The organism is Actinoplanes aureus (assembly GCF_015704865.1).
Lineage (GTDB): Bacteria > Actinomycetota > Actinomycetes > Mycobacteriales > Micromonosporaceae > Actinoplanes > Actinoplanes aureus.
In genome coordinates, this window is the sequence record NZ_JADQTO010000015.1 from 183,526 (window position 1) to 203,201 (window position 19,676).

Annotated in this window: 21 protein-coding genes; 8 read left to right on the forward strand and 13 right to left on the reverse strand. The window is 71.9% G+C overall.

Annotated elements, in window-relative coordinates:
- The first annotated feature begins 37 nt into the window (after nucleotides 1-37).
- Nucleotides 38-877: an NAD(+) synthase gene (gene nadE, locus I4J89_RS29290; protein ID WP_196417323.1), complete on the forward strand. Its 840-nt coding sequence runs from the start codon at nucleotides 38-40 to the stop codon at nucleotides 875-877.
- Here nadE and I4J89_RS29295 read toward each other — a convergent pair.
- Complete coding sequence (locus I4J89_RS29295) at nucleotides 849-1,481, reverse strand: hypothetical protein (RefSeq protein ID WP_230859778.1); 633 nt, start codon at nucleotides 1,479-1,481, stop codon at nucleotides 849-851. The two genes, nadE and I4J89_RS29295, sit on opposite strands and share 29 nt — an antisense overlap.
- Before the next feature lie 39 nt (nucleotides 1,482-1,520).
- Between I4J89_RS29295 and I4J89_RS29300 the strand changes: the two genes are divergently transcribed.
- A complete protein-coding gene (locus I4J89_RS29300; RefSeq protein ID WP_196417324.1) occupies nucleotides 1,521-2,120 on the forward strand; it encodes a TetR/AcrR family transcriptional regulator in 600 nt (199 codons plus the stop codon).
- Between the two features lie 4 nt (nucleotides 2,121-2,124).
- Here I4J89_RS29300 and I4J89_RS29305 read toward each other — a convergent pair whose 3' ends face one another.
- From I4J89_RS29305 to I4J89_RS29315, 3 genes are read right to left on the reverse strand one after another with little or no spacing between them, the layout of a single operon-like run.
- On the reverse strand, nucleotides 2,125-2,598 hold the full coding sequence (locus tag I4J89_RS29305; protein WP_196417325.1) for a hypothetical protein: 474 nt from the start codon (nucleotides 2,596-2,598) through the stop codon (nucleotides 2,125-2,127).
- 30 nt (nucleotides 2,599-2,628) lie between these two features.
- Nucleotides 2,629-4,572, reverse strand: coding sequence for a TPM domain-containing protein (locus tag I4J89_RS29310; protein ID WP_196417374.1), 1,944 nt, complete (start codon nucleotides 4,570-4,572; stop codon nucleotides 2,629-2,631).
- A 52-nt stretch (nucleotides 4,573-4,624) separates the two neighbouring features.
- Complete coding sequence (locus I4J89_RS29315; RefSeq protein ID WP_230859779.1) at nucleotides 4,625-6,538, reverse strand: galactose oxidase-like domain-containing protein; 1,914 nt, start codon at nucleotides 6,536-6,538, stop codon at nucleotides 4,625-4,627.
- A 27-nt stretch (nucleotides 6,539-6,565) separates the two neighbouring features.
- Between I4J89_RS29315 and I4J89_RS49975 the strand changes: the two genes are divergently transcribed.
- Together I4J89_RS49975 and I4J89_RS29320 are read left to right on the forward strand one after the other, a co-directional pair.
- Nucleotides 6,566-6,718, forward strand: a complete 153-nt coding sequence (locus tag I4J89_RS49975; protein WP_230859780.1) for a hypothetical protein — start codon at nucleotides 6,566-6,568, stop codon at nucleotides 6,716-6,718.
- 334 nt (nucleotides 6,719-7,052) lie between these two features.
- A complete protein-coding gene (locus tag I4J89_RS29320) occupies nucleotides 7,053-8,204 on the forward strand; it encodes a cytochrome P450 family protein (RefSeq protein WP_196417327.1) in 1,152 nt (383 codons plus the stop codon).
- Nucleotides 8,205-8,208: 4 nt separating this feature from the next.
- On the opposite strand, the gene I4J89_RS29325 is transcribed toward I4J89_RS29320, so the two are convergent.
- The 6 genes from I4J89_RS29325 to I4J89_RS29350 form a co-directional block, all read right to left on the reverse strand.
- Nucleotides 8,209-8,601, reverse strand: coding sequence for a nucleoside triphosphate pyrophosphohydrolase family protein (locus tag I4J89_RS29325; RefSeq protein ID WP_196417328.1), 393 nt, complete (start codon nucleotides 8,599-8,601; stop codon nucleotides 8,209-8,211).
- Complete coding sequence (locus tag I4J89_RS29330) at nucleotides 8,598-9,767, reverse strand: MAB_1171c family putative transporter (RefSeq protein WP_196417329.1); 1,170 nt, start codon at nucleotides 9,765-9,767, stop codon at nucleotides 8,598-8,600. Before I4J89_RS29330 ends, I4J89_RS29325 begins: the two co-directional genes overlap by 4 nt.
- A 4-nt stretch (nucleotides 9,768-9,771) precedes the next feature.
- On the reverse strand, nucleotides 9,772-10,284 hold the full coding sequence (locus tag I4J89_RS29335) for a hypothetical protein (RefSeq protein ID WP_196417330.1): 513 nt from the start codon (nucleotides 10,282-10,284) through the stop codon (nucleotides 9,772-9,774).
- Nucleotides 10,285-10,327: 43 nt separating this feature from the next.
- Complete coding sequence (locus I4J89_RS29340) at nucleotides 10,328-10,855, reverse strand: aldo-keto reductase family protein (RefSeq protein ID WP_196417331.1); 528 nt, start codon at nucleotides 10,853-10,855, stop codon at nucleotides 10,328-10,330.
- A 240-nt stretch (nucleotides 10,856-11,095) separates the two neighbouring features.
- Nucleotides 11,096-11,524, reverse strand: coding sequence for a nuclear transport factor 2 family protein (locus I4J89_RS29345; RefSeq protein WP_196417332.1), 429 nt, complete (start codon nucleotides 11,522-11,524; stop codon nucleotides 11,096-11,098).
- Nucleotides 11,521-12,363 carry an oxidoreductase gene (locus tag I4J89_RS29350; protein WP_196417333.1) on the reverse strand — a complete coding sequence of 281 codons (843 nt, stop codon included), beginning with the start codon at nucleotides 12,361-12,363 and terminating at the stop codon, nucleotides 11,521-11,523. Before I4J89_RS29350 ends, I4J89_RS29345 begins: the two co-directional genes overlap by 4 nt.
- A gap of 61 nt (nucleotides 12,364-12,424) precedes the next feature.
- Between I4J89_RS29350 and I4J89_RS29355 the strand changes: the two genes are divergently transcribed.
- From I4J89_RS29355 to I4J89_RS29365, 3 genes are all read left to right on the forward strand, one after another.
- Nucleotides 12,425-13,327 (forward strand): LysR family transcriptional regulator, encoded by a 903-nt coding sequence (locus tag I4J89_RS29355; RefSeq protein WP_196417334.1) that lies wholly within the window; start codon nucleotides 12,425-12,427, stop codon nucleotides 13,325-13,327.
- Nucleotides 13,327-14,514 (forward strand): MFS transporter, encoded by a 1,188-nt coding sequence (locus tag I4J89_RS29360; protein ID WP_196417335.1) that lies wholly within the window; start codon nucleotides 13,327-13,329, stop codon nucleotides 14,512-14,514. Before I4J89_RS29355 ends, I4J89_RS29360 begins: the two co-directional genes overlap by 1 nt.
- A 171-nt stretch (nucleotides 14,515-14,685) precedes the next feature.
- On the forward strand, nucleotides 14,686-16,428 hold the full coding sequence (locus tag I4J89_RS29365; protein ID WP_196417336.1) for a serine/threonine-protein kinase: 1,743 nt from the start codon (nucleotides 14,686-14,688) through the stop codon (nucleotides 16,426-16,428).
- Here the strand turns inward: I4J89_RS29365 and I4J89_RS29370 are convergent.
- Together I4J89_RS29370 and I4J89_RS29375 are read right to left on the reverse strand one after the other, a co-directional pair.
- Complete coding sequence (locus I4J89_RS29370) at nucleotides 16,418-16,957, reverse strand: hypothetical protein (protein ID WP_196417337.1); 540 nt, start codon at nucleotides 16,955-16,957, stop codon at nucleotides 16,418-16,420. The two genes, I4J89_RS29365 and I4J89_RS29370, sit on opposite strands and share 11 nt — an antisense overlap.
- A 21-nt stretch (nucleotides 16,958-16,978) precedes the next feature.
- Entirely contained in the window at nucleotides 16,979-18,118 is a 1,140-nt protein-coding gene (locus I4J89_RS29375; RefSeq protein WP_196417338.1) for a zinc-dependent alcohol dehydrogenase, read from the reverse strand.
- Between I4J89_RS29375 and I4J89_RS29380 the strand changes: the two genes are divergently transcribed.
- Nucleotides 18,117-18,473, forward strand: coding sequence for a trimeric intracellular cation channel family protein (locus I4J89_RS29380; RefSeq protein ID WP_196417339.1), 357 nt, complete (start codon nucleotides 18,117-18,119; stop codon nucleotides 18,471-18,473). The genes I4J89_RS29375 and I4J89_RS29380 overlap by 2 nt on opposite strands.
- Before the next feature lie 469 nt (nucleotides 18,474-18,942).
- Here I4J89_RS29380 and I4J89_RS29385 read toward each other — a convergent pair whose 3' ends face one another.
- Complete coding sequence (locus I4J89_RS29385) at nucleotides 18,943-19,638, reverse strand: hypothetical protein (RefSeq protein WP_196417340.1); 696 nt, start codon at nucleotides 19,636-19,638, stop codon at nucleotides 18,943-18,945.
- Nucleotides 19,639-19,676: the final 38 nt, after the last annotated feature.

The following is a 19,676-nucleotide window of genomic DNA, read 5'->3' on the forward strand; positions in this document are numbered from 1 at the left end:
ACCGATTCGGTCCAGATCGCGCCGGTAGGGTACGCGCATGGCGAACCTACGTGAGCGGATCCTCGCTGAGCTCGGCGTCAAGCCGGTGATCACGCCCGAGGACGAGATCCGGGCACGGGTGGACTTCCTCAAGGACTATCTGCGATCCACCCCGGCCAAGGGTTACGTGCTGGGCATCAGCGGCGGCCAGGACAGCACGCTGGCCGGCAAGTTGTGCCAGCTCGCCGTCGAGGAGCTGCGGGCCGAGGGGCACAGCGCCACCTTCGTCGCGGTGCGGTTGCCCTACGGGGTGCAGGCCGACGAGCGGGACGCGCAGATCGCCCTGGACTTCATCGGCCCGGACCGGTCCGTCGTGGCGAATGTGAAGCCGAGCGCGGACACCGTGGCCGCCCAGGTGGCGATCGCCTGCCGCGAGCTGCTCGACGGCGACGACGCGCTGCGCGACTTCGTCCGCGGCAACATCAAGGCCCGGGAACGCATGGTGATCCAGTACGCGATCGCCGGCCAGCTGAGCCTGCTGGTCGTGGGCACCGACCACGCGGCGGAGGCGGTGACCGGTTTCTACACCAAGCACGGCGACGGCGGCGTCGACATCATCCCGCTGAGCGGGTTGACCAAGCGGCAGGGCGCCACCCTGCTGCGGGAGCTGGGCGCGCCGCCCAGCGTGTGGCAGAAGGTGCCGACCGCCGACCTCGAGGACGACCGGCCCGCGCTGCCCGACGAGGTGGCACTCGGCGTGCAGTACAGCCAGATCGACGACTACCTGGAAGGCGCCGACGTCGCGCCGGAGGTGGCGGCGAAGGTGGAGTCGCACTATCTCGCGACCCGGCACAAGCGCGTCATGCCGGTCACCCCGCTCGATGACTGGTGGCGCTGACCGGCGACCGCAGCGCGACTCCGTAGGCGACCAGCCACACCACCCAGATCAGCCAGCCGGCGAGCCCGAGCAGGCCGATCGGACCCGGATCCTCGATCACCAACGGCCCCAGGACGGCCGAGGCGAACTGCAGCGCCGCGGCCACCAGGCCGATCCGGCTGTGCCAGGGGCGGATCAGGCCGGCGCCGGCGCCGGCGAGCGACAGGCCGGTCATGGCCAGCGCCAGGAACGTGCCGTTGAAGACGAACAGCGCATCGTGCAGCGCCCAGAGCCCGGGGTCCGGCGTCGTGGTCAGCGCCAGCCGGGTGGCCATCACGGCGGTGAACGTGAGGTTCTGCAAAAGTACCCCGGCGAAGCCGACCACCGCCCAGGCGGTCCGCAGAACCGCCACCGCACCCGCGCCGAACACGGTGGCCAGCACCCAGGCCACCGGCGCCAGCGCCGACGCGACCCGGACCACGGCCTCATGACTGCTGAAGAATGCCAGGGCCTGCGCGGTGTCCGCGCCGGTGGTGGGCAGGCCGGCCGGAACCAGGACGGCATTGAGGCAGACGATCAGAACGGCGAAGCCGATGGCGGCAGCGCCGGAAACTTGCCGAGACATGTATTCAATATAATAGGCGGAAAGCGAAAGGGATAGGGCATGCGGAAGTACGAGTCGCTGCGCCGGGCGACCCAGGCGGCTCAGACCCGGAGCGAGATCGCCGCGGCCGCTCGCCGCCTGTTCGTCGCCCGGGGCTGGGCCGCGACCACGGTCCGCGACGTGGCACGGGAGGCCGGTGTCTCCGTGCCGACCGTCTACGCGGCATACGGCAACAAGACCGGGCTGATCCAGGCGCTGGCCGAGGCGGCGGACAACGCGGCGGACCCGGCCCAGTCCCTGGCCGAGATCGAAGCGGCGGCCGACGACCCGGTGCGGCAGCTCGCGGCGATGACCGGGTACGACCGGCGCCTCTTCGAGCGTGCCGGTGATCTGATCCGGCTCATCCGGGAGGCCGGCCGTACCGAGCCGGCGCTGGCCGACGCCTACCGAGCCGGTCGCCGCGGCGGTGACGAGACCCGGATCCAGGTGTTCTCGTCATGGCCGCTCCGGGACGGGCTGGAGCTCGGCACCGCCGTCGACGTCTACGCCGCGATCTGCAACATCGACGTCTACAGCACCCTCACGGTCGAGCGGGGCTGGAGCCCCGACCAGGTCGAACGCTGGTGGATCCAGGTCCTGACCCGGGAGTTGCTCGGGTAGGCGGTCAGGCCTGCGGCGGGAAGATCTCGGGATCCTCGTCGTCGGCGGCATCGCCGTCCGGTCGCGGGAAGATCTCCGGCTCGTACAGCGGTGTCTCGCCCTCGAAGAGGGGATCCGGTTCATCGTCGAAGATGCCGATGATCTCATCGACCGGGATGCGCGACAGGCTTCCGGCGCCGACCTCGGGCGCCGCGGCGATCAGCCTGGTCCGGATCCCCTGGTCGCCGTCGACATCGTGCATCCGCCGGACGTCCACCTCGGTGGCCGGCCGGCCGTTCTCGCGCAGTCCGACCGCCAGCAGCTGGGTGTAGTAGCCCGGACCGTCCGCCTGCTGAAAGGCGACCACCGCCCAGCCGAGAAACGGCAGGCTGACCGCGGTGACCATCTCGTCGCCGCGGTAGCAGCCGAACTCGACGCTGCTGAACCGGCCGTCGGGGGTGAAGCTCAGGATGCTGCCATCGGCGAGCGGAATGGCCATGCCGGTCATGGTCCCACCGCTGATGCCGGGTCAGAAGCGCCCGCCACCGCCCCGGCGGCCGCCTCCTCCCCCACCACCGGTACGCCGTGCCCGCGACCCGCTGCCGCCGAAACCACCGCCCCATCCGCCGCCGGACCGCACTCCACCGGCGAGGATGCCGCCGAGGACCGCGCCGGCGAAGGATCCCGCGTCTATTCCGCCCCGGTGGCCGTACGGGCCCGCCGGGTTCCAGGAGTGCACGTCGGCCTGTGCGGCCTGCCCGGCCGCGGCGGCCAGGTGCCGCGCCTGCTGCGCCTCGCGCAGGGCCGCCCCGGGATCCGGGACCGCCAGCTGCTCGGCCAGCGCGAGATGGCGATGCGCCTCGGACAGCCGCACCCGGGCCTCGGAGCCGACCGCACCACGCCGCGTCGCCACGAAGTCATCCGTGGCCGAGACCTCCGCCCGGGCGACCGGCAGAGTCTGTGCCAGCAGGGTACGGGCATGGGCGTCGCGCTCCGCCCGGTCCCGCGCCGCCGCGAGGGCGCTGTCCAGGGCGGCGTCGGCGGCTTGCAGCCGGGCGACCACCGCCACCGGGTCCGGCCGCGGCGCGCCGAGTGCGGCCCGGGCCTCGGCCACCGCCTGCTCGCCGCCGGAAACCGCGGCGGGCAGCCCGTCCGGGGCGGCGGTATCGCCGGCCAGTGCGGCGCGCCCGGCCGCCACCTCCGCCTCCACCTCGGCGACCAGCGCGTCCGCGGCGGTGCGCGCGGCCGGCAGATCGGCGGCCGCCTTGTCCACCGCGGTGCTCAGCTGAACGGCCTGATCGATCGCCTGTTCCGCGGCCCGGACCGCGAGTGCCGCCTGCGGGCCGTCCGCCGGTGTCCCGGCCAGCGCGGAGCGGGCCTGCTCCAGAGCGGCCGCGGCGAAGGCGAGACGCTCCCGGGCCTGGTCCACGTTGCCGGTGACCGCGGTGACCGTCGACCCGCTGTAGTGGGCGGTCAGTTCCTCGACGCGGGCCGCCGCCGCGGGCAGTGCCGCCTCGGCCGCGGCACGTTGCCGGTCCAGGTCGTCGGCGACCTCGGCGGCCCGGCCCTCCAGGTCGCGTAGCTGGTCGAAGGCTTCCGACTCGGCGTCCAGCCGGGTGTCGGCGCCGCGGCAGAGCTCGATGATCCGGGTGAGCGTACGGCGACGCGTGTCCTCGTCCGGCGCGGGTTCCTCCTCGAGGGTCATCCGCAGGCGGAACGCCTCGGCGACGTCACCGCGCGCCGAGGTGAGCGCGGCCTGGAAACGTTGGGTCGCCGCGGCACCGTACTGTGCGGTCGCCAGCTCACCTTCCCGCTCGCTGGCCCGCAGGTCGTCGTCGAGTTCGATGAGCAGCGCGTTCGCCTGGTTCGTCAGGTCCTGCGTGCTGGGGCCGGCCGGAGCCGCCGGCGCCGTCTTGCGGCGCCGGCGCAGCCAGAGCCAGATCAGCGCTCCGGCCAGGACCGCCCCGAGGACCAGCAGCGGCGCGCCCAGCCCCACGCCACCACTGCCGCCGCCGGCGGCGTCCTGGTAGCCGCGGGCCGCCGCGATCACCGCACCCGACCAGTCGCCGCGGGCCAGGGCGGGCTCGATCTCGTCGGCCGCCACACCGGCCAGCTCGTCGTCGCTGATCCGGGAGTCGTCGGGGAACGAGTAGGCGTACGCCCGGTCGGTGGTGGCGACCGCCAGCAGCGCGTCCCGGTCGCCCAGGTCGCTGAGCCGGGCCGTCTCGTCGGTCCACCGCTGGGCGGGTGTGCCGTCGAAGGAGCCGACGAAGACCACGAACAGCTGGATGCCGGTCTCCTGCCGCAGATCGCGCAGCGCGGCGTCCACCCCGGCCCGGTCGCCGAGGACTCCCGCCTCGTCGGTCACCTGGACGGCGAGGCGCCCCGGCGCGTCGGCGCGAGCCGGGCCGGGCAGGGCGACCAGCGCGAGGAGCAGGGCGAGCAGCGGCACGACGACGGGCCGCCGGGGCATCACAGTCACCGGTCAAACCTAAGGCGCTACGGCGCGGTCCGCGCGGCGACGGCTACCAAGTCCATTTCTGGAGTGCGTTGCCGTCACACGTCGCGATGAGAATCGCCGCGTTGTTGGCCGACGAGGCCGCGGCGAGACACAGTGCGGTGTTCGCGATCGGCCGGATCGTGCCGTCCGATCCGAACTGCCAGGTCTGCGCGGCCGTGTTGTTGCACGTGTAGGCCCAGATGGTCCGGCCCGGAGTGAAACTGCTCGACGGCACGTCGACGCAGTTGCCGAGGACCCGCAGCGAGTTGTCACCGGGCAGCCGGGTCAGCGCCTGCGCCTTGGTGCCGTTGCAGTTGTATGCCTGCAGGTACGTACGGATCGCCGTCGCGGACGACGGCACGTCGATGCACCGGCCGGTGCTGTTCCGGACCGCGCTCATCAGCGGGTTCGGTCCCTTGCCGACCTGAACCATCGTCGCCACCGACGGCACGCCGGCCGCGTCGACGACGAAGAGCATGTAATAGCCGGGCGGCGCCACGCCCCCGCTCGGCGGCCCGGTGACCGTCAGCGTCGTGCCGGCGGCCGAGAACCGCAGCGGCACATAGCGCTGACCCTGGTCCACGCCGTGCGTCACGTCGCCGAGCCCGACCAGCCCGACCTTCCGGATGCTCGCCGCCTGAGCCGACGAGACGGTGAAGCCGGTGTTGATGCCGATGGTGGCCGGCGCCGCGGAGATGACCGGCCGGTCCGCCGGCGCGCCGCTGCCGTCCTTCTTGAACAGGTACGGCGGGCTGTAGTACTCGACGTTCTTCTCCAGATAGCCGGTCTTCAGACAGATGTCGCAGATCCCGCCGCCGCCGGTCATGACCCGCCCGTCCGGGAGCAGCGCGGCCGTCGAGTGATACTGCCGGACCCGGCTCGCGCCGGCGAGTACGGTCCACTGGCCGGTCGCGGGGTCCCAGCGTTCGGCCGTCGTCGCGGCGTTCTTCAGATCGACCAGGCCGGAGGTGGCCGCGCTGGTCATCCCGCCGGTCGCCAGCACCGAGCCGTCGGCCAGCACGGTTACGTTGTGCTGGCGGCGGCCGGCCGACATCGATCCGGTAGCCGCGACGGACGCGACCAGTCCGGCGTTGCTGTTCACGACCACGGCGGTCCGGCTGGGGACGTTCGCGACACCGCCCTCGGTGAGCTTGCCGCCGCCGGCGACGAGCGACTTGCCGATGTCGTACGTGACAAAGCTGCCGTAGTCCCGGGTAATGCTGTCCCGGGTGCCGGTTCCGGTGATTATCCCGTTCCCCGATGTGTTGACCGTGTACTGCGTGACGTAGGGACCGAAGAATCCGAGTTGGGTATCCGGGCGTGATCCCATGAACGGATAAAGGCGCGCGTTGTACTTCGTGAATCCGGAAAGGGCGCGGATGGCGCCGTTCGCCTGGTACACCTCGGCCGTCGCGGGACCGCCGCCGATGATGACCTCCTCGCCGTTCGCCATTTCCGCGACCGACGGGTACCAGCGCGCGGCGGCCATGTCGTTGCCGCGGGTCCAGGTCTCCGCACGCCAGTCGAAGACATAGGTGCGTACCGTGCCGGCGAGCTGGGCGTTCGCGTTTCCACCGGCGAGCAGGATGTTGCCGTTCGCCAGGTGCGCGAAGCCCGCGCAGAAGAGGTTCGTGCCCTGCAGGTCGACACGCTTGTACGTGTCGTCGGCGGGATTCCACACCATGGCGCGGGTGAAGCTGTGGTCCGGGTACGACTCCGCCGGGTTGTCGCCGACCGAGTCCCAGACCAGCACCTTCCCGTTCGGCAGCACCGCCTCGAAGACCGGCACGACGGGCGTGCCGACGACCGGGCTCCACGAGCCGGACTGCCCGGGGTCCGGCGCGACGGCGGCCGCCGGGCGCGCCGTACCGGGACGCTTTCCGGTCTCCCGCTGGATGCGAGCCGCGTTCTCGGTGGTGCGCTGTTCGATGACCCGCATCGGCGTGCCGACGAGATCCTGTGCCAGGTGCTCGTGATCGTCACCGTGCTCGTGCGCATGAGCATGAACATGTCCGACCGCGGCCGGAGAGGCGCCGAACAAAAACGGGGCCGAGAGCAAAAAGGCCGCGAAAAGGCCCCGGAAAGCACGCATGAAGAAGTCCCCCCGTCGCGCATTTAAAACGCGAAATGCTTCCTCACCCTAGCCCGCAACTAAGTCGCCCATCAATGTCTGGGAACGCCGATCCAGATCGCCGTCCGGGCAGCCGGTACCGGCCGAACGGCCGAGCCCACCCGCCCGAACCCCCTGAAAAGCGCCACAGACCATCCAATGGCACAGATCACATCGAGTCGCCTGTGCTCGGCCGATGCACACGAACCACCGATCCCGGGCGGCTGCCGGGTAGCGCGATGGGCGATCCGTGTGATTCGATCTGCGTGAAGGCCGGGCATCTTCCCCCGTGGATGCCCGGCCTTTCTGTGAGCCCACACTGGTCGGAGGAGGGCACGACGGCATGGCGGCGGTTCCGCTCCCGGTCTCCGAGACGTTCTTCCGCGATCCGTACCCGGTCTACGACCGGCTCCGGACCGAAGCACCGGCCTGCCGGGTGGACCTGCCGGACGGATCGCCGGTCTGGCTGGTGACCCGGTACGCGGACGTCCGCGCCCTGCTCGCCGACACGCGCCTGTCGGTGGACAAGCGCAACGGCGACGGCAGCTGGCGCGGCTTCTCCCTGCCACCGGCCCTGGACGCGAACCTGCTCAACATGGACGCCCCGGACCACACCCGGATCCGCAAGCTGGTCGCGCAGGCGTTCACCCCGCGCCGGGTGGAGAGCCTGCGCCCGCGCGTCCAGCAGATCGCCGACGCCCTGTTGGACGCGCTCGCCGGGCGGGCGGAGGCGGACCTGGTCGGTGACTACGCCGGCCCGCTGCCGGTGGCGGTCATCTCCGAGCTGCTGGGCGTTCCGGAGGCGGACCGGCACGACTTCCGGTCCTGGACCGACACGATGCTCATCCCGCCGCGGGGTGACCGGGCCGCCGCGGCGCGTGCCGTCGGCACGATCCACGCCTATCTGGAGAAGCTGCTCGCCGCCAAGCGCGCCGACCCGGCCGGCGACCTGCTCAGCGCACTGATCGCCGCGCGGGAGGGCGGGGACCGGCTCAGCGAGGACGAGCTGACGTCGCTGGCGTTCCTACTGCTGCTCGCCGGGTACGAGAACACGGTGCACGCCATCGGGACGGGCCTGCTGACACTGCTGCGCAACCCCGGCGTGCCGGCCGATCCGGAGGAACTGCTGCGGTACGAGCCGCCGGCTCCCGTGCTGTTGCGGCGCTTCCCGACCGAGGACATCGACATCGCCGGGGTCACCGTGCCGCGCGGTGAGACCGTGCTGCTGGTGGTCGGCGCGGCCAACCGCGATCCGGACGCCTTCGCCGGCCCCGGCGAGGTGACGCCGGGACGGGCGAGCGGGCATCTGAGTTTCGGCCACGGCATCCACTACTGCGTGGGTGCCCCGCTGGCCCGCCTGGAGCTGGAGATCGCCATCGGCACCGTGCGGCGCCGTTTCCCCGGAATGCGGCTGGCCGTGCCGGCGGACGAGCTGCGCTGGCGGCCGTCGTTCCGCGTCCGCGGCCTGGTCGCGCTGCCGGTGGTGCTGGGCTGACGCGTCAGAAGCGCACGCCGCCGTGCCGGTATCCGCTCAGCGTCTCGGCGGTCTTGGTGACCAGCGCCGCGCCTAGGTCGACACCGAGATACTCGGACAGCTCCAGGGTGCGGATCAGGATGTCGGCGAGTTCCAGGCTCAGCGCGTCGTCCGGCCGCCGGGCGTCCGGGGCGAGGTCCAGCGTACGGCTGCGGATCTCCTGGAGGGCCTCACTCACCTCGCTCTGCAACAGGGCCATCCGGGTGGCCGCGACGTAGGCCCGCCCGGACTCGTGGGCGGCCTCGATCTCGTCGGCACCGGAGAAAAGATCGACGCTTCGGGCGTACGCGTGTGCGCTGCGCTGCGCGTCGGGCAGCAGCGCCGCCAGTGCCTTGATGTGCTGCAACGCCTCGCTCACCGGCTGACCTCCAGTTCCTCGCCGGTGGCCGGCCGTGCGCCGCCGGCGCCGCGCAGATGCCGGGCGACGCGCAGCAGCTGAGCGGTCTCCTCGGCGATGTCCGTGCCGCCCTGCGGGTCGGCGCTGTACCGTTCCGCCGGCTCCTCGCCACGCGCCTTGGCCTCGGCCGCGGCGACCAGCACGGCCGCGTGGACCCGGTCTTCCTGATCGCCGGCCGCACGGGCCACCCGGGCGTCGAAGTACGGCCGCAGCGCGAGCCAGCCGTCGCGGATCTCCACGACTCGGCGGACGAGCCGGTACTCGACGTCGCGCATGGCGCCGAGGCGGGACTGGCCGGGGTCGAGGGCGATCTCCGGGGTGGCGTCGTAGAGCAGCTTCCACAGCGGATACAGCCGGCGGTAGGTGCGCAGGCGCCGCAACCAGACGCCGCCGGCGGCGACCCGCGGCCCCCACGACGGGATGGTGAAGCCGATCAGCATGAGCACGCAGCCCGGCCCGGTCAGCAACGGCGACATCTGCTGCTGCACGTCCGCCGGGATCGGCTCGTAGCCGGCGTTGCGGGCGGCGATGTAGAAGCCCTTCTCCAGGCAGTAGGCCAGGCCGAAGACCGCGCCGAAGCTGACCAGCCGCAGACCGACGCGCAGGAACCGCTGCCCGGTGCGGCCGGCGAAACGCCAGGACAGCCGCAGGATGTCGAACAGGGCGAGGACGAAGTATCCGAGGTAGACCAGCATGTACTGGGCCATGTACGGCGCGTCGCCGTACCGGATGGTGAATTCGCTGGTCAGTGAGGTGTCGAGCGGGGCGAGGAAGAAGAAGACGGCCATGGCCACGACGGCCGCGGCCACCGCGAGCAGCCGGATCCCGGTGCTGCGGCGGGGCGGGTTCTCGACCGTCCAGTGCAGCAGGAGCAGCTGCACCGACACGGCGAATCCGATGATCCCGTAGTGGGCGATCAGCCGGGCCAGGTTGGGCACGCCGGTGAGCTCGTCGAAGCGCACGTAGACGAAGGGTGTGTTGACGGCGGGCGCCCAGACGAGGCAGGCGAGCATCGCCACCAGCGCACGCCGGGCGGGGTTGCGCGGGTCGCGCACGAGCGGCGGGATCTTGTACGCCAGCGCGATCAGGGCCAGGAAGGCGACGACCGGGTAGACCACCTTGGACACGGGTTCACCTCGGCCCGGGATCGACAAGCGTGTGGTGCAGACGGCCGAGCACGGGATCCTCCGGCGCCGCGGGCTCGGTCCGGGTGAGCACCGACCGGCGCAGCAGCAGCGAGGCGATGAGCTCCGCCTCCTTCTCCTCGATCTCGCTGTAGTTGGTCCGGCCCAGCACGGCACGCACCAGCGACGGATCGAGGTTGGGCAGCAGCAGGCGGGACGCCTCGGCGTCCAGGACCGGTGCGGTCAGGTGGCCGCAGATCAGGTGGCCGAGCTCGTGCCGGATGATGTGCTCCTGGTGCAGCCGGCTCGTCCCGGCCTCGTAGAGGATGGCGTCGAACCGCTCGGTGCGCACGGCGAGCCCGCACGGGCTGCCCGTCGGCAGGTTCTCCGCGAGGAGATGGATCGGCCGGCCCTGGCGCTGCGCGACGAGGTCGCACAGGTCCCGGACGTCGGCGGCGTCCGGTAGCTCCAACTCGGCGAGGATCGTCTCGCATCTCTGGCGCAGCGTGCGGTCTGCCATGCCTCCTCCCTCCCCGTCACCATGATGTCAGCGACTGACCACTTTAGATGGACGGACCGTCGTCGAGGCCCTCGAGCTGCCGGCAACGGTCGACGAGTTGCTCGATGAGACGGGCGCTGTCGTCGGACAGGCCCTGCTGGCGCAGCACCCGGCGCAGCGCCACCTGCTGCACCTTCATCTGCCGCAGCTCGTTGAGCAGGTCGATCTGCTCCTGGACGCGGCGGGTCACCTGGCTGTCCAGGAAGAACGCCGGGTCGACGCCGAACGCCCGGGCCAGGGCCTGTACGTGTGAGGTGCGCGGGTCGGTGGTGATGCCGCGGCGCATCTCACCGACGTACGCGGCGCTGATGGTCACGCCGGTGCCGTCCCGCGTCGCCGCCTCATTGATCTTGGTGGCGATCTCCTTGGTGGTGTATCGGCGCCCGGCGGCCTCGTTCGGCCCGAGCTCCTCGGCGCCCGGTCGCACCCGGTCGAAGAGGAACTCCAGCTTGTCGGCCAGGGTTTCCAGGAGCGGCAGGTCACGTCCCACGGGATCCGTCTGGTTCGAAGCCACCACTCCTCCTACATGCATGGACATCCGATAAACGCCCGTTTCGCGCGTCGCCAGAGGACCATACATCCGTTGACACCGACACCGCCCCGCAGCGTATAGTCACCGGCGGCGAGGCACACACGTGGTTCGATGATGGAATCTAAATCAACAGGCGTGTTCTGTGCCAGTGCCACCCCACGGGGAGTGAGGGACGCAGCGCCCTCAGGGGGCGGGCAACCGGCAGGACGACCCTCCTGTCGGTTGCCAGGCGCTGTGCGGTCAGACGTAGCGCCCGACCACGTCGACGATCAGGCCGTCGTCGATCCGGTACGCGTACGTGAAACGCTCCCGCCCGCCCGATCCGGTGGTGAAGTCATACTCGACCACGAGCCGGTCGCCCTCGGTCCGGCTCCCCCGCTCGCTGTACCGGCCGCCGACGGCGATCACCTCGGGGTCGAGGAAGCGGTCGAAGATCGCCTGCCGGTCCGGATAGAGCCGTCCCACGCTGTCGAAACGGGCGTCCGGGGCCACCAACGCCCGGGCCGCGTCGCCGTCGCCACGATTGAGGGCTTCGATGAAGGAACGCACCACTTCGGTGCCGCCGGCTTCCGTCGTGGACGATGCGGTGGTGGCCGGTGCCGGCGTGCCCGGGTCACAGGCGGCCAGCGCCAGCGCGACGGCGAGGAGGGCGGCCACCAGGCGGGTCATCGCGGCACTCCGACCGGGAAAGCGGTGGCCCGCGAGATCGGCTCCCAGCGGCGTACCTCGTCGTGCACCTCGGTCAGGTGGGCGAGGATGCCGTCGACGGCGTCGTCGCCGAGGGGCAGCCGCAGCGGGGTCTGCTCGGCGTTCAGCGCGGTCAGGATGGCGGCCGCGGCCTTGGCGGGGTCGCCTGGCTGCGTACCGTCAATGCCTTTGATCATGCGCCGGGTCGGGCCCGCCGTGCCGGCGTAGTCGGGCAGCTCCACGCTCTCGCCCAGGCTCGCTCCGGAGAATCCGGTGCGGAACGCGCCGGGTTCGACGATCAGTACGCGGATGCCGAGCGGCCCGACCTCGGCGGCGAGCGCCTCCGAATAGCCCTCCAGCGCGAACTTGGTCGCGCAGTAGGCGGAGAAGCCGGGGTACGCGACCTGGCCGCCGAACGACGACATCTGCACGATCGCGCCGCGCCGGCGGGCCCGCATGCCGGGGAGGACGGCGCGGGTCAGTGTCGCCGGGCCGAACACGTGCACCTCGAACAGCTCGCGCAGTTCGGCGTCGGTGGTCTCCTCGGCGGCGCCGACCTGGCCGCGGCCGGCATTGTTGACCAGCACGTCGACGCGCCCGTACCGGGCCTCGACATCGGCCACGGTGGCGGCCGCGGACGCCGCGGTCACGTCCAGGCGTACCGCCTCGACCCGGTCGGGGTGGGCGTCGACGAGGTCGGCGAGGGCCTCGGTGCGCCGCGCCGCGGCGACGACCACGTCGCCGGCCGCGACCGCGGCCTCGGTGAGGGCCCGGCCGAAGCCGCTGCTCGCGCCAGTGATCAGCCAAACGTTGTCAGTCATGCCGCAAGCCTCGCCAGGACGGCACCTTGGCGTCCAAGACCTGTCGTGATAACCAGTGGTTATGGACGTGCACCTGCGCGAGCTGCGGTACTTCGTGACAGTGGCCGAGCACCTGCACTTCACCCGCGCCGCGGAGGAGTTGTTCGTCAGCCAGCCGGCACTGTCGAAGCAGATCCGCGCGCTGGAGGCGCAGCTGCGGGTGCGGCTGTTCGAGCGGGACCGGCACGAGGTACGCCTCACCCCGGCCGGCGAGACGTTGCTGCCGGCGGCGCGGCAGCTGCTCGACGTGTGGCGGGGCGCCGAGGCCGGCCTGGCCGCCGTCGCCGCCCGCCAGGCGGCCACGCTGGTGGTCGGCATGAGCACCGGCCTGGGGCGCGGGCTCCTCCCCGCGGTCCGCGCCCGGTTCGCCGCGGCCGCACCGTCGGCGCGACTGCAGGTCCGGCAGGTGTCGTGGGAGGACCCGACCGGCGGCGTCGGCACGGACGGGCCGGGGCGCACCGACGCCGCGTTCGTCTGGTTGCCCGTCCCGCAGCCGGAGCGGTACGGCCGGCTAGTCGTGGCGAGCGAGCCCCGGGTGCTGGCGCTGCCGCCCGGGCACCGGCTCGCCGGCCAGGACCGGATCGCTTTCGGAGATCTGCTGGACGAGCCGTTCCTCGCGCTGCCGGCGAGCAGCGCCGCCCTGCGTGACCACTGGCTGGCCACCGACGCCCGGGACGGGCGGCCGGCCGTGATCGGCGCCGAGGTGGCGACGAGCGAGGAGACCGTTGAGGCGTTGCTGGCGGGCCTCGGCGTCTGTCTCGTGGCGGCCGGCAACGTGCCGCAGATATGCCGGGACGGCATCACGGTCCGGCCGGTCACCGGCATCGCGCCCAGCGAGATGGCGCTGCTGTGGCGCCACGACGACGAGCGGCCGCTGGTACGGACTCTGCGCACCGCCGTCGAGCAGGCGCTGACCGCGGGCTGATGGCCGGGACCGGCCCGGACCTCGGCGCCGTCTTCGTACGGTGGGTCTGGTGCCGGGCGGTGCTGCATCGCGGCTGGTGGCTGGTCACCAGCGTCTACCTGGTCGTGGACGCGCATCTGCGGGCGTCGCAGCTGGTGTTGATCGGGGTCGCCCAGGCGTTCGTGGGGCTCGTCTTCGAGGTGCCCGCGGGCGTCGTCGCCGACACCCTCAGCCGTAAGTGGTCGCTGGTCGTCTCCCACCTGCTGATGGGCGCCGCCATGCTCGCCACCGGACTGGTGAGCGGCTTTCTGCCGCTGCTGGCCACGCAGATGCTGTGGGGCCTGGCCTGGACCTTCGCCAGCGGCGCCGACGTGGCCTGGATCAGCGACGAACTGGATGACCCGGAACATGTGCCGACGGTGCTGATCCGGGCCGAGCAGGCCCAGCTCACCGGAACCGTTGCCGGGCTGGCGGCAATCGGCGGGCTGGCGTGGTTCGCCGGGCGTGACACGGCGATCGTGCTCGCCGGAGCCGCGATGCTGGGTCTCGGCCTGTACGTCGCCGCCGGCTTTCCCGAGCAGCGCTTCGTCCCGGCACCCACGCAACGCTGGTCCGCCGGCTGGTCGATCCTGGCTCGCGGCTCACGCCTGGTCCGGCACAGCCCGGTCCTGATCGCCCTGTTCGCCGCGACGTTGCTGGTCAACGGCGTGACCGGTGCCTTCGGTCGGTTGTACCCGCTGCGTCTGGTCGCCCTCGCGCCGGGCGCCGATCCGGTCCTCTGGTTGACCGGCCTGAGCGTGCTGATGTGTCTGGCCGGCGCGGTCGCTCTGCGCGTCGCGCAGCCTCGGATCGGTACGGCCGGCACGGTCCGGCGCGGCTACCTGGCGGCGTGCCTGGTCGCCGCGGCCGGCATCGCCGGCGTCGCCCTCGCGCCGGATGCGGGCACCGCCAGTCTCGGCGTATTGCTGGCCGCCGGTTCGTTGCCACTGACCCGGAGCCTCGGCACCATCTGGGTGGACGGCCAGACTGTCGGCGCCGTCCGGGCCACTGTGCACTCGCTGCTCGCCCAGGCCGACTACGCCGGAACGATCATGTGCGGGCTCGCCGTCGCCCTGATCGCCGATGTCACCGGCATGCCGGCGGCACTCACCGTGTGCGCGACGCTCCTGATCATCGCCGTCATCACGGTCCGTAAAGGGAGTGCCTGAGGGTTCTAACGAGCCGCGTTCCGCCGGGTGACGAGCGGTGGACGAGCCTGACGATTCCTGGCTATTCGGGCGTCCGTGCATTGCCAACCGGCCGGGGCACCGTGACGATCGGCGTCGCTTCGATCCCCATCGTCCCGCTCCGTCCCGGCTCAGAAAGGACACGGCGAACACGTGCGGTCGTCCCTCTCCCTCCCGGGTTCCGGCTCCGGCACCGAAGAGCCCGGCACCGTTGATCTCAGTAACCGCTGCGTCGGCAGCTCCTACGTCCTGGTCTGCCCGGTGGGCCAAGGCGCCACCGGGACGGTCTGGCGTGGCGTCGACCGTTCCACCGGCGAGCAGGTCGCCGTCAAGCTGCTGCACGAGGGGCTGTTGCGGCAGCCCAAGCTGGTCACCCGCTTCGTGCAGGAACGGACCATCCTGATGATGGTCCGGCACCAGAACATCGTCGGCGTCCGTGATCTGTTCAGCGTCGGCGAGTCGATCGGCCTGGTCATGGACTTCGTGGCCGGCGGCAGCCTGCGGGACCGGCTGCGCGCGGCCGGCACGCTGCCGGCCGCGGACGCCGCGCGCCTGCTGGCGCAGGTCGCGGCGGCGCTCACCGAGACGCACGCGCTGGGCGTGGTGCATCGCGACGTCAAGCCCGACAACGTGCTGTTGAGCGGTACGGGTGACGACGCCGAGGTACGCCTCACCGACTTCGGCATAGCCCGAGTGCTGGACGCGGCCGGGCTCACCACCCCGCACGCGATCATCGGCACGCCGCACTACATGGCGCCCGAGACGATCAGCGGTGGCGACGCCGCTCCGTCGGCCGACGTCTACGCGCTCGGCATCACACTCTACGAGCTGGTCTGCGGGCACATCCCGTACACCGGGGAGCCGTTCGCGGTGTTGCAGGGCCACCTCAACGATCCGCCCCCGCGCCCGTCCGGCATGCCGGACGAGGTCTGGGCGGTGATCGAGGAGTGCCTCGACAAGGACCCCAGCCGGCGTCCCACGGCCGCCGAGCTCCACGGCACTCTCCGCAGGCTCGCCCGCCGGACCGCCGGTGTCCCGGCACTTCCCGTCCCGCAGGACGCGGTGCCGACCGAGCCGCGAGGGCTGGCCGCGAGCCCACCGAGGCGGGACTCGCACCGTCCCGCTCGCAAGCCCCACCGGAACGGTCCGCGCAGCTGGCTGTGGGGCCGGCACGGCCTCGTGGTGGCGCTGGTCTCGGGCTCGCTCGCCGCCACCGGATGGGGTGGCTACAACGCCTGGCAGTTGCGCGAGGCGCGGACCGGGCCGGCTCCGGCGACCGCCCAGCAACCGCACGGCCAGCGCGGCGCGGGAGCGGCCGCCGACCCAGTACCCCAGCCGTCGCCGTCGGCGGTCGCCAGCCTCCCGGCAGCGCCGGTCCTCGCCGCCGGCGTCGGCCGGAACACCGGTACCTCCGCGCCGCCCTCCGGCGCGGACCGCCCCGGCGCCAAGCCCGGGTCGGCGGCCCAGGTCGGCATCACCGCCGGACCGGGCCGGATCGGTGCCACCGCCGGACCGGGCCAGGTCGGCGGCTCGGTGGAGTTCGGACCGTGGCAGTGCGGCGAGAAGTACTCCTGGGACGTCGGCCACCCGGTGCTGGCCCAGCCGTGTCACGCCCTCGGCCCGTCGATCCGGGTCATGGGCGAGATGGAGGCGGCACCCGGTGTTCAGGCCGACATATCCCTGGCCGTGCACGACGCCGAGACCGATGAGATCGTCGCCGGCCCGTACCGGTGCCGGGGCCTGATGTTCACCGATTTCGCCGTCAAGCACAGCTGCGGCCCGGCCGAGCTGCGGGCGCCGCGCGGGCGGACCTACGTGGTGGTGGAGACCTGGGAGTACACCGGACGGCCGCTGCTTCCCGGCGGAACGATCAGGGGTCCGGAGTTCACCTGGTGATCCGGCGCACGACGGCGTACGCGAGTCCCGCCCCGATGATCCACGGCGCGGCCACGACGACCGGGTCGAGCAGGTGATGCCCGGCGTCCGCACGGTTGCGCCCCAGCCGGGAGCGCAACCCGTGGTGGGACAGTTCGCTGCGCGTGCCGGTCGGTGTGAGGGGCGGGCGCAACCTGCTCTCCAGCGAGTCCACCCGGTCGGCCGCCAGCAGGAGCAGCCAGTGCGCGGCCCGTCCCTCGCTGAACCTCGCGTACGAGAACCTGCGGATCGCGCCGGACAGGCCGCGCGGCGGGCAGGACGTGCCGAAGACCGGGGTGAGGAACTTGTGCTCGATCGACCTCTCCCGCGGCCACCGTTCCGGCTGCCGCTCCGGGAACTCCCAGTGCGCGCCGCTGAACCCGGGGTCGAAGATCTCCTGCGGCACCGACGGCCGGTCCTTCGGATCCAGGTCGGCGCCCCAGCCCGGGATCCGGGCCCGCAGCTCGTCGCTGGACTCGGGCAACTTGGGCTTGTCCGGTGTGTAAGCCATGAATGCGTTCTCCCCAGCGGCCTAGACGACGATGAGCGGCTTGATGCAGCCGTCGAGTTTCGCCGAGAAGATGTGGTATCCCTCGGCGATGTGTTCGAGCGGGATCCGGTGGGTGACGATCTCGCTGGGCTTCAGGTAGCCGTTGCGGACGTGCTCGAACAGGCGCGGCCACTGCCGCTTCACCGGGCACTGGTTCATCCGCAGGGTCAGCCCCTTGTTCACCGCGTCGCCGAACTTGACCGCGCTGAACATCGGTCCGTAGGCGCCCATCACGGAAACCGTGCCGCCCTTGCGTACCGAGTCGATCGCCCAGTTCAGGGCCACCGGTGACCCGCCCTGCAACTTCAGTTTGGCCGCGGTCACATGCTGCAGCAGGTTGCCGTCCGCCTCCGCGCCGACCGCGTCGATCGCCACGTCGGCGCCGAGGTGGTCGGTGATCTTCTTCATGTGCACGACGATGTCGTCGTACTCGGTGAAGTTGTACGTCTCGGCATAGGCGAACGACCTGGCCTTCTCCAGCCGGTAGTCCAGGTGGTCGATGACGATCACCCGGCCGGCGCCCATCAGCCAGGCCGACCTGGCGGCGTACAGGCCCACCGGCCCGGCACCGAAGACCACCACCACGTCGCCCTCGACGATGCCGCCCAGTTGCGCCCCGAAGTAGCCGGTGGCGAGGGCGTCGGTGAGCAGCACCGCGTCGTCCTCGTCCAGCCAGTCGGGGATCAGGCTCGGGCCGACGTCGGCGAACGGCACCCGCACGAACTCGGCCTGGCCGCCGTCATAGCCGCCGGAGGTGTGCGAGTAGCCGTAGATGCCGCCGACCGCCGTGGCGTTCGGGTTGACGTTGTGGCAGTTCGAGTACAGGCCGCGGGCACAGAAGAAGCAGGTGCCGCAGAAGATGTTGAACGGGACCATGACCCGGTCGCCCGGCTTGAGCCGCTGCACCGAGGGACCGACCTCGTCGACCACGCCGACGAACTCGTGACCGAAGGTCATCCCGACCCGGGTGTCCGGCATCATCCCGTGGTAGAGATGCAGGTCGGAGCCGCAGATGGCGGCGCGGGTCACCCGTACGATCGCGTCGTTGGGATGTTCGACGACCGGCCGGTCCTTCTCCTCGATCCGGATCCGGTACGGACCGCGATAAACCATTGCTCGCATGAGCGTCCTCCCGCACGGGCCGGGCGTGTGCCCGCCGGCTCGGTGGCTACCCGCGCTGTTGCGGGCCAAACCCGGCGCAAGACATGTGGGCACGTCAGCGGTACTGCTGGGCGTCGTCACCGCGGTCGGCGGCGGGATGCTGCGTGACGTCACCGCCTGGGAGACACCCGCGCTGGTGCGCGTCGAAACAGACCTCTACGCGATCCCGGCCGCGGTAGGCGCGGTGATCGTGGTCTTCGCGGAGGGCGCCGGCCTGCCCATGCCGATCATCGGCGCCTGCGCCGCGACGGGAGTCTTCGTCTTCCGCGTCATCGCGATGCTGCGCCACTGGACCGCGCCGGGCGCGAACACCTGACGGGCCCGCCCACGCTGAAAGAAACCGATCCGGGGTACGCGTTCGCGCCGTCACCCAGATACTGGCCGTCCCCGCTCTCCCCCGCGACCCGGCAGCCTGGTCCCGGCCGAACCGCGCCCGCCGGGCCCATGCAGCCGGTCACGCTGACCGGCGCCGCGGGTGCTCGCGCCCCACAGCGCCGGTTACGGCCGGCTCCCGCTCCCCACGATCACCCCAGCGGCCCCGCATCCCGCTCCCCACGATCACCCCCCGGTAGCCCGCATCGCGAGCCGCGCCCGGTTGTGGTGTTTCCCGGCGGCCGCGCTGGGGCCGCCACGGACGGCCCCGGCCGCGCTGGGAGAGCGGGGACGGGCCGGCTCCGGCGGGACGGCCGGTCACGCGTACCCCGAAAGAGGGTGACCGGCAAGCAGACCTTGACCGGCGAGGGGTTTCCTCGTCCGCGATCACCGCTCCAGAACTGACGGCACGCCTACACGTCGGGGCAGTCGTAGATGCCTTGGGAGACCGGTTGCCAGGCGCCGTGGTCCTCGCGCGCGCTCAATCGGTCCGCCTCACCGGCGGCGCGCACCAGCTGCTCGGTCGTGCGGGGTACGGCGGCCAGGAACACGGCGCCGAGGTGGTGACAGAACATCGGACCGTGTTCGAGCGGCCGCAGCGGCTCGCCGGCGAGGGCGGCCAGGTCCTCCAGAGTCCAGCCCAACGGCCCGGCCACCGCCTGCAGTTGCGAGAGCTGGTGCCATGCCCCGCCCAGCATGCCCCGGACGGTGCTCCTGGACAGCCCGACGAACGGAAACTCCCGCACATCGAAACCGCGGTTACCCATGAGACCGTGCAAGACGGCTGGGAAGGGGTTCGGGTCGGCCGGATCTCGAGCCGGCCGAGGCCGGGGTGTCGTGCCCTCATCCGGCAGAGCGAGGAGGTACTCGCGTAAGGCCGCCAACTGGGGGTGGTTGCAGTAGGTCACGCGATAGACGAACGCCCGCATGACCGTCTTGTCGCGGTCCGGTGGTAGCAGGTGCCCCGGCACCGGATGGCCGGCGACCACGAAAACGTCGGCCAGAGGTAAGCCGAGCTCGGCAGCGTGCCGTTCCAGCCGTGGCGTATCGAAGTCTCGGCCGTGGTCCAGCAAACCCCGCAGGACCTCGGTCCGCGCCATGTCGTTCATTCCCCTCTCCGGCGTGGGGCCTTGCGCGCTCTCGTGCC

Bases quoted from the DNA above. Each gene is read 5' to 3' on its own strand.
- I4J89_RS29380 (WP_196417339.1), top strand. From the start codon at position 18,117: ATGAGCGTCCTCCCGCACGGGCCGGGCGTGTGCCCGCCGGCTCGGTGG.
- I4J89_RS29385 (WP_196417340.1), bottom strand. From the start codon at position 19,638: ATGAACGACATGGCGCGGACCGAGGTCCTGCGGGGTTTGCTGGACCAC.
- I4J89_RS29300 (WP_196417324.1), top strand. From the start codon at position 1,521: ATGCGGAAGTACGAGTCGCTGCGCCGGGCGACCCAGGCGGCTCAGACC.
- I4J89_RS29340 (WP_196417331.1), bottom strand. From the start codon at position 10,855: ATGCATGTAGGAGGAGTGGTGGCTTCGAACCAGACGGATCCCGTGGGA.
- I4J89_RS29315 (WP_230859779.1), bottom strand. From the start codon at position 6,538: ATGCGGGTCATCGAACAGCGCACCACCGAGAACGCGGCTCGCATCCAG.
- I4J89_RS29355 (WP_196417334.1), top strand. From the start codon at position 12,425: ATGGACGTGCACCTGCGCGAGCTGCGGTACTTCGTGACAGTGGCCGAG.
- I4J89_RS29350 (WP_196417333.1), bottom strand. From the start codon at position 12,363: ATGACTGACAACGTTTGGCTGATCACTGGCGCGAGCAGCGGCTTCGGC.
- nadE (WP_196417323.1), top strand. From the start codon at position 38: ATGGCGAACCTACGTGAGCGGATCCTCGCTGAGCTCGGCGTCAAGCCG.
- I4J89_RS29360 (WP_196417335.1), top strand. From the start codon at position 13,327: ATGGCCGGGACCGGCCCGGACCTCGGCGCCGTCTTCGTACGGTGGGTC.
- I4J89_RS29320 (WP_196417327.1), top strand. From the start codon at position 7,053: ATGGCGGCGGTTCCGCTCCCGGTCTCCGAGACGTTCTTCCGCGATCCG.
- I4J89_RS29345 (WP_196417332.1), bottom strand. From the start codon at position 11,524: ATGACCCGCCTGGTGGCCGCCCTCCTCGCCGTCGCGCTGGCGCTGGCC.
- I4J89_RS29305 (WP_196417325.1), bottom strand. From the start codon at position 2,598: ATGGCCATTCCGCTCGCCGATGGCAGCATCCTGAGCTTCACCCCCGAC.
- I4J89_RS29335 (WP_196417330.1), bottom strand. From the start codon at position 10,284: ATGGCAGACCGCACGCTGCGCCAGAGATGCGAGACGATCCTCGCCGAG.
- I4J89_RS29370 (WP_196417337.1), bottom strand. From the start codon at position 16,957: ATGGCTTACACACCGGACAAGCCCAAGTTGCCCGAGTCCAGCGACGAG.
- I4J89_RS29375 (WP_196417338.1), bottom strand. From the start codon at position 18,118: ATGCGAGCAATGGTTTATCGCGGTCCGTACCGGATCCGGATCGAGGAG.
- I4J89_RS29295 (WP_230859778.1), bottom strand. From the start codon at position 1,481: ATGTCTCGGCAAGTTTCCGGCGCTGCCGCCATCGGCTTCGCCGTTCTG.
- I4J89_RS29310 (WP_196417374.1), bottom strand. From the start codon at position 4,572: ATGCCCCGGCGGCCCGTCGTCGTGCCGCTGCTCGCCCTGCTCCTCGCG.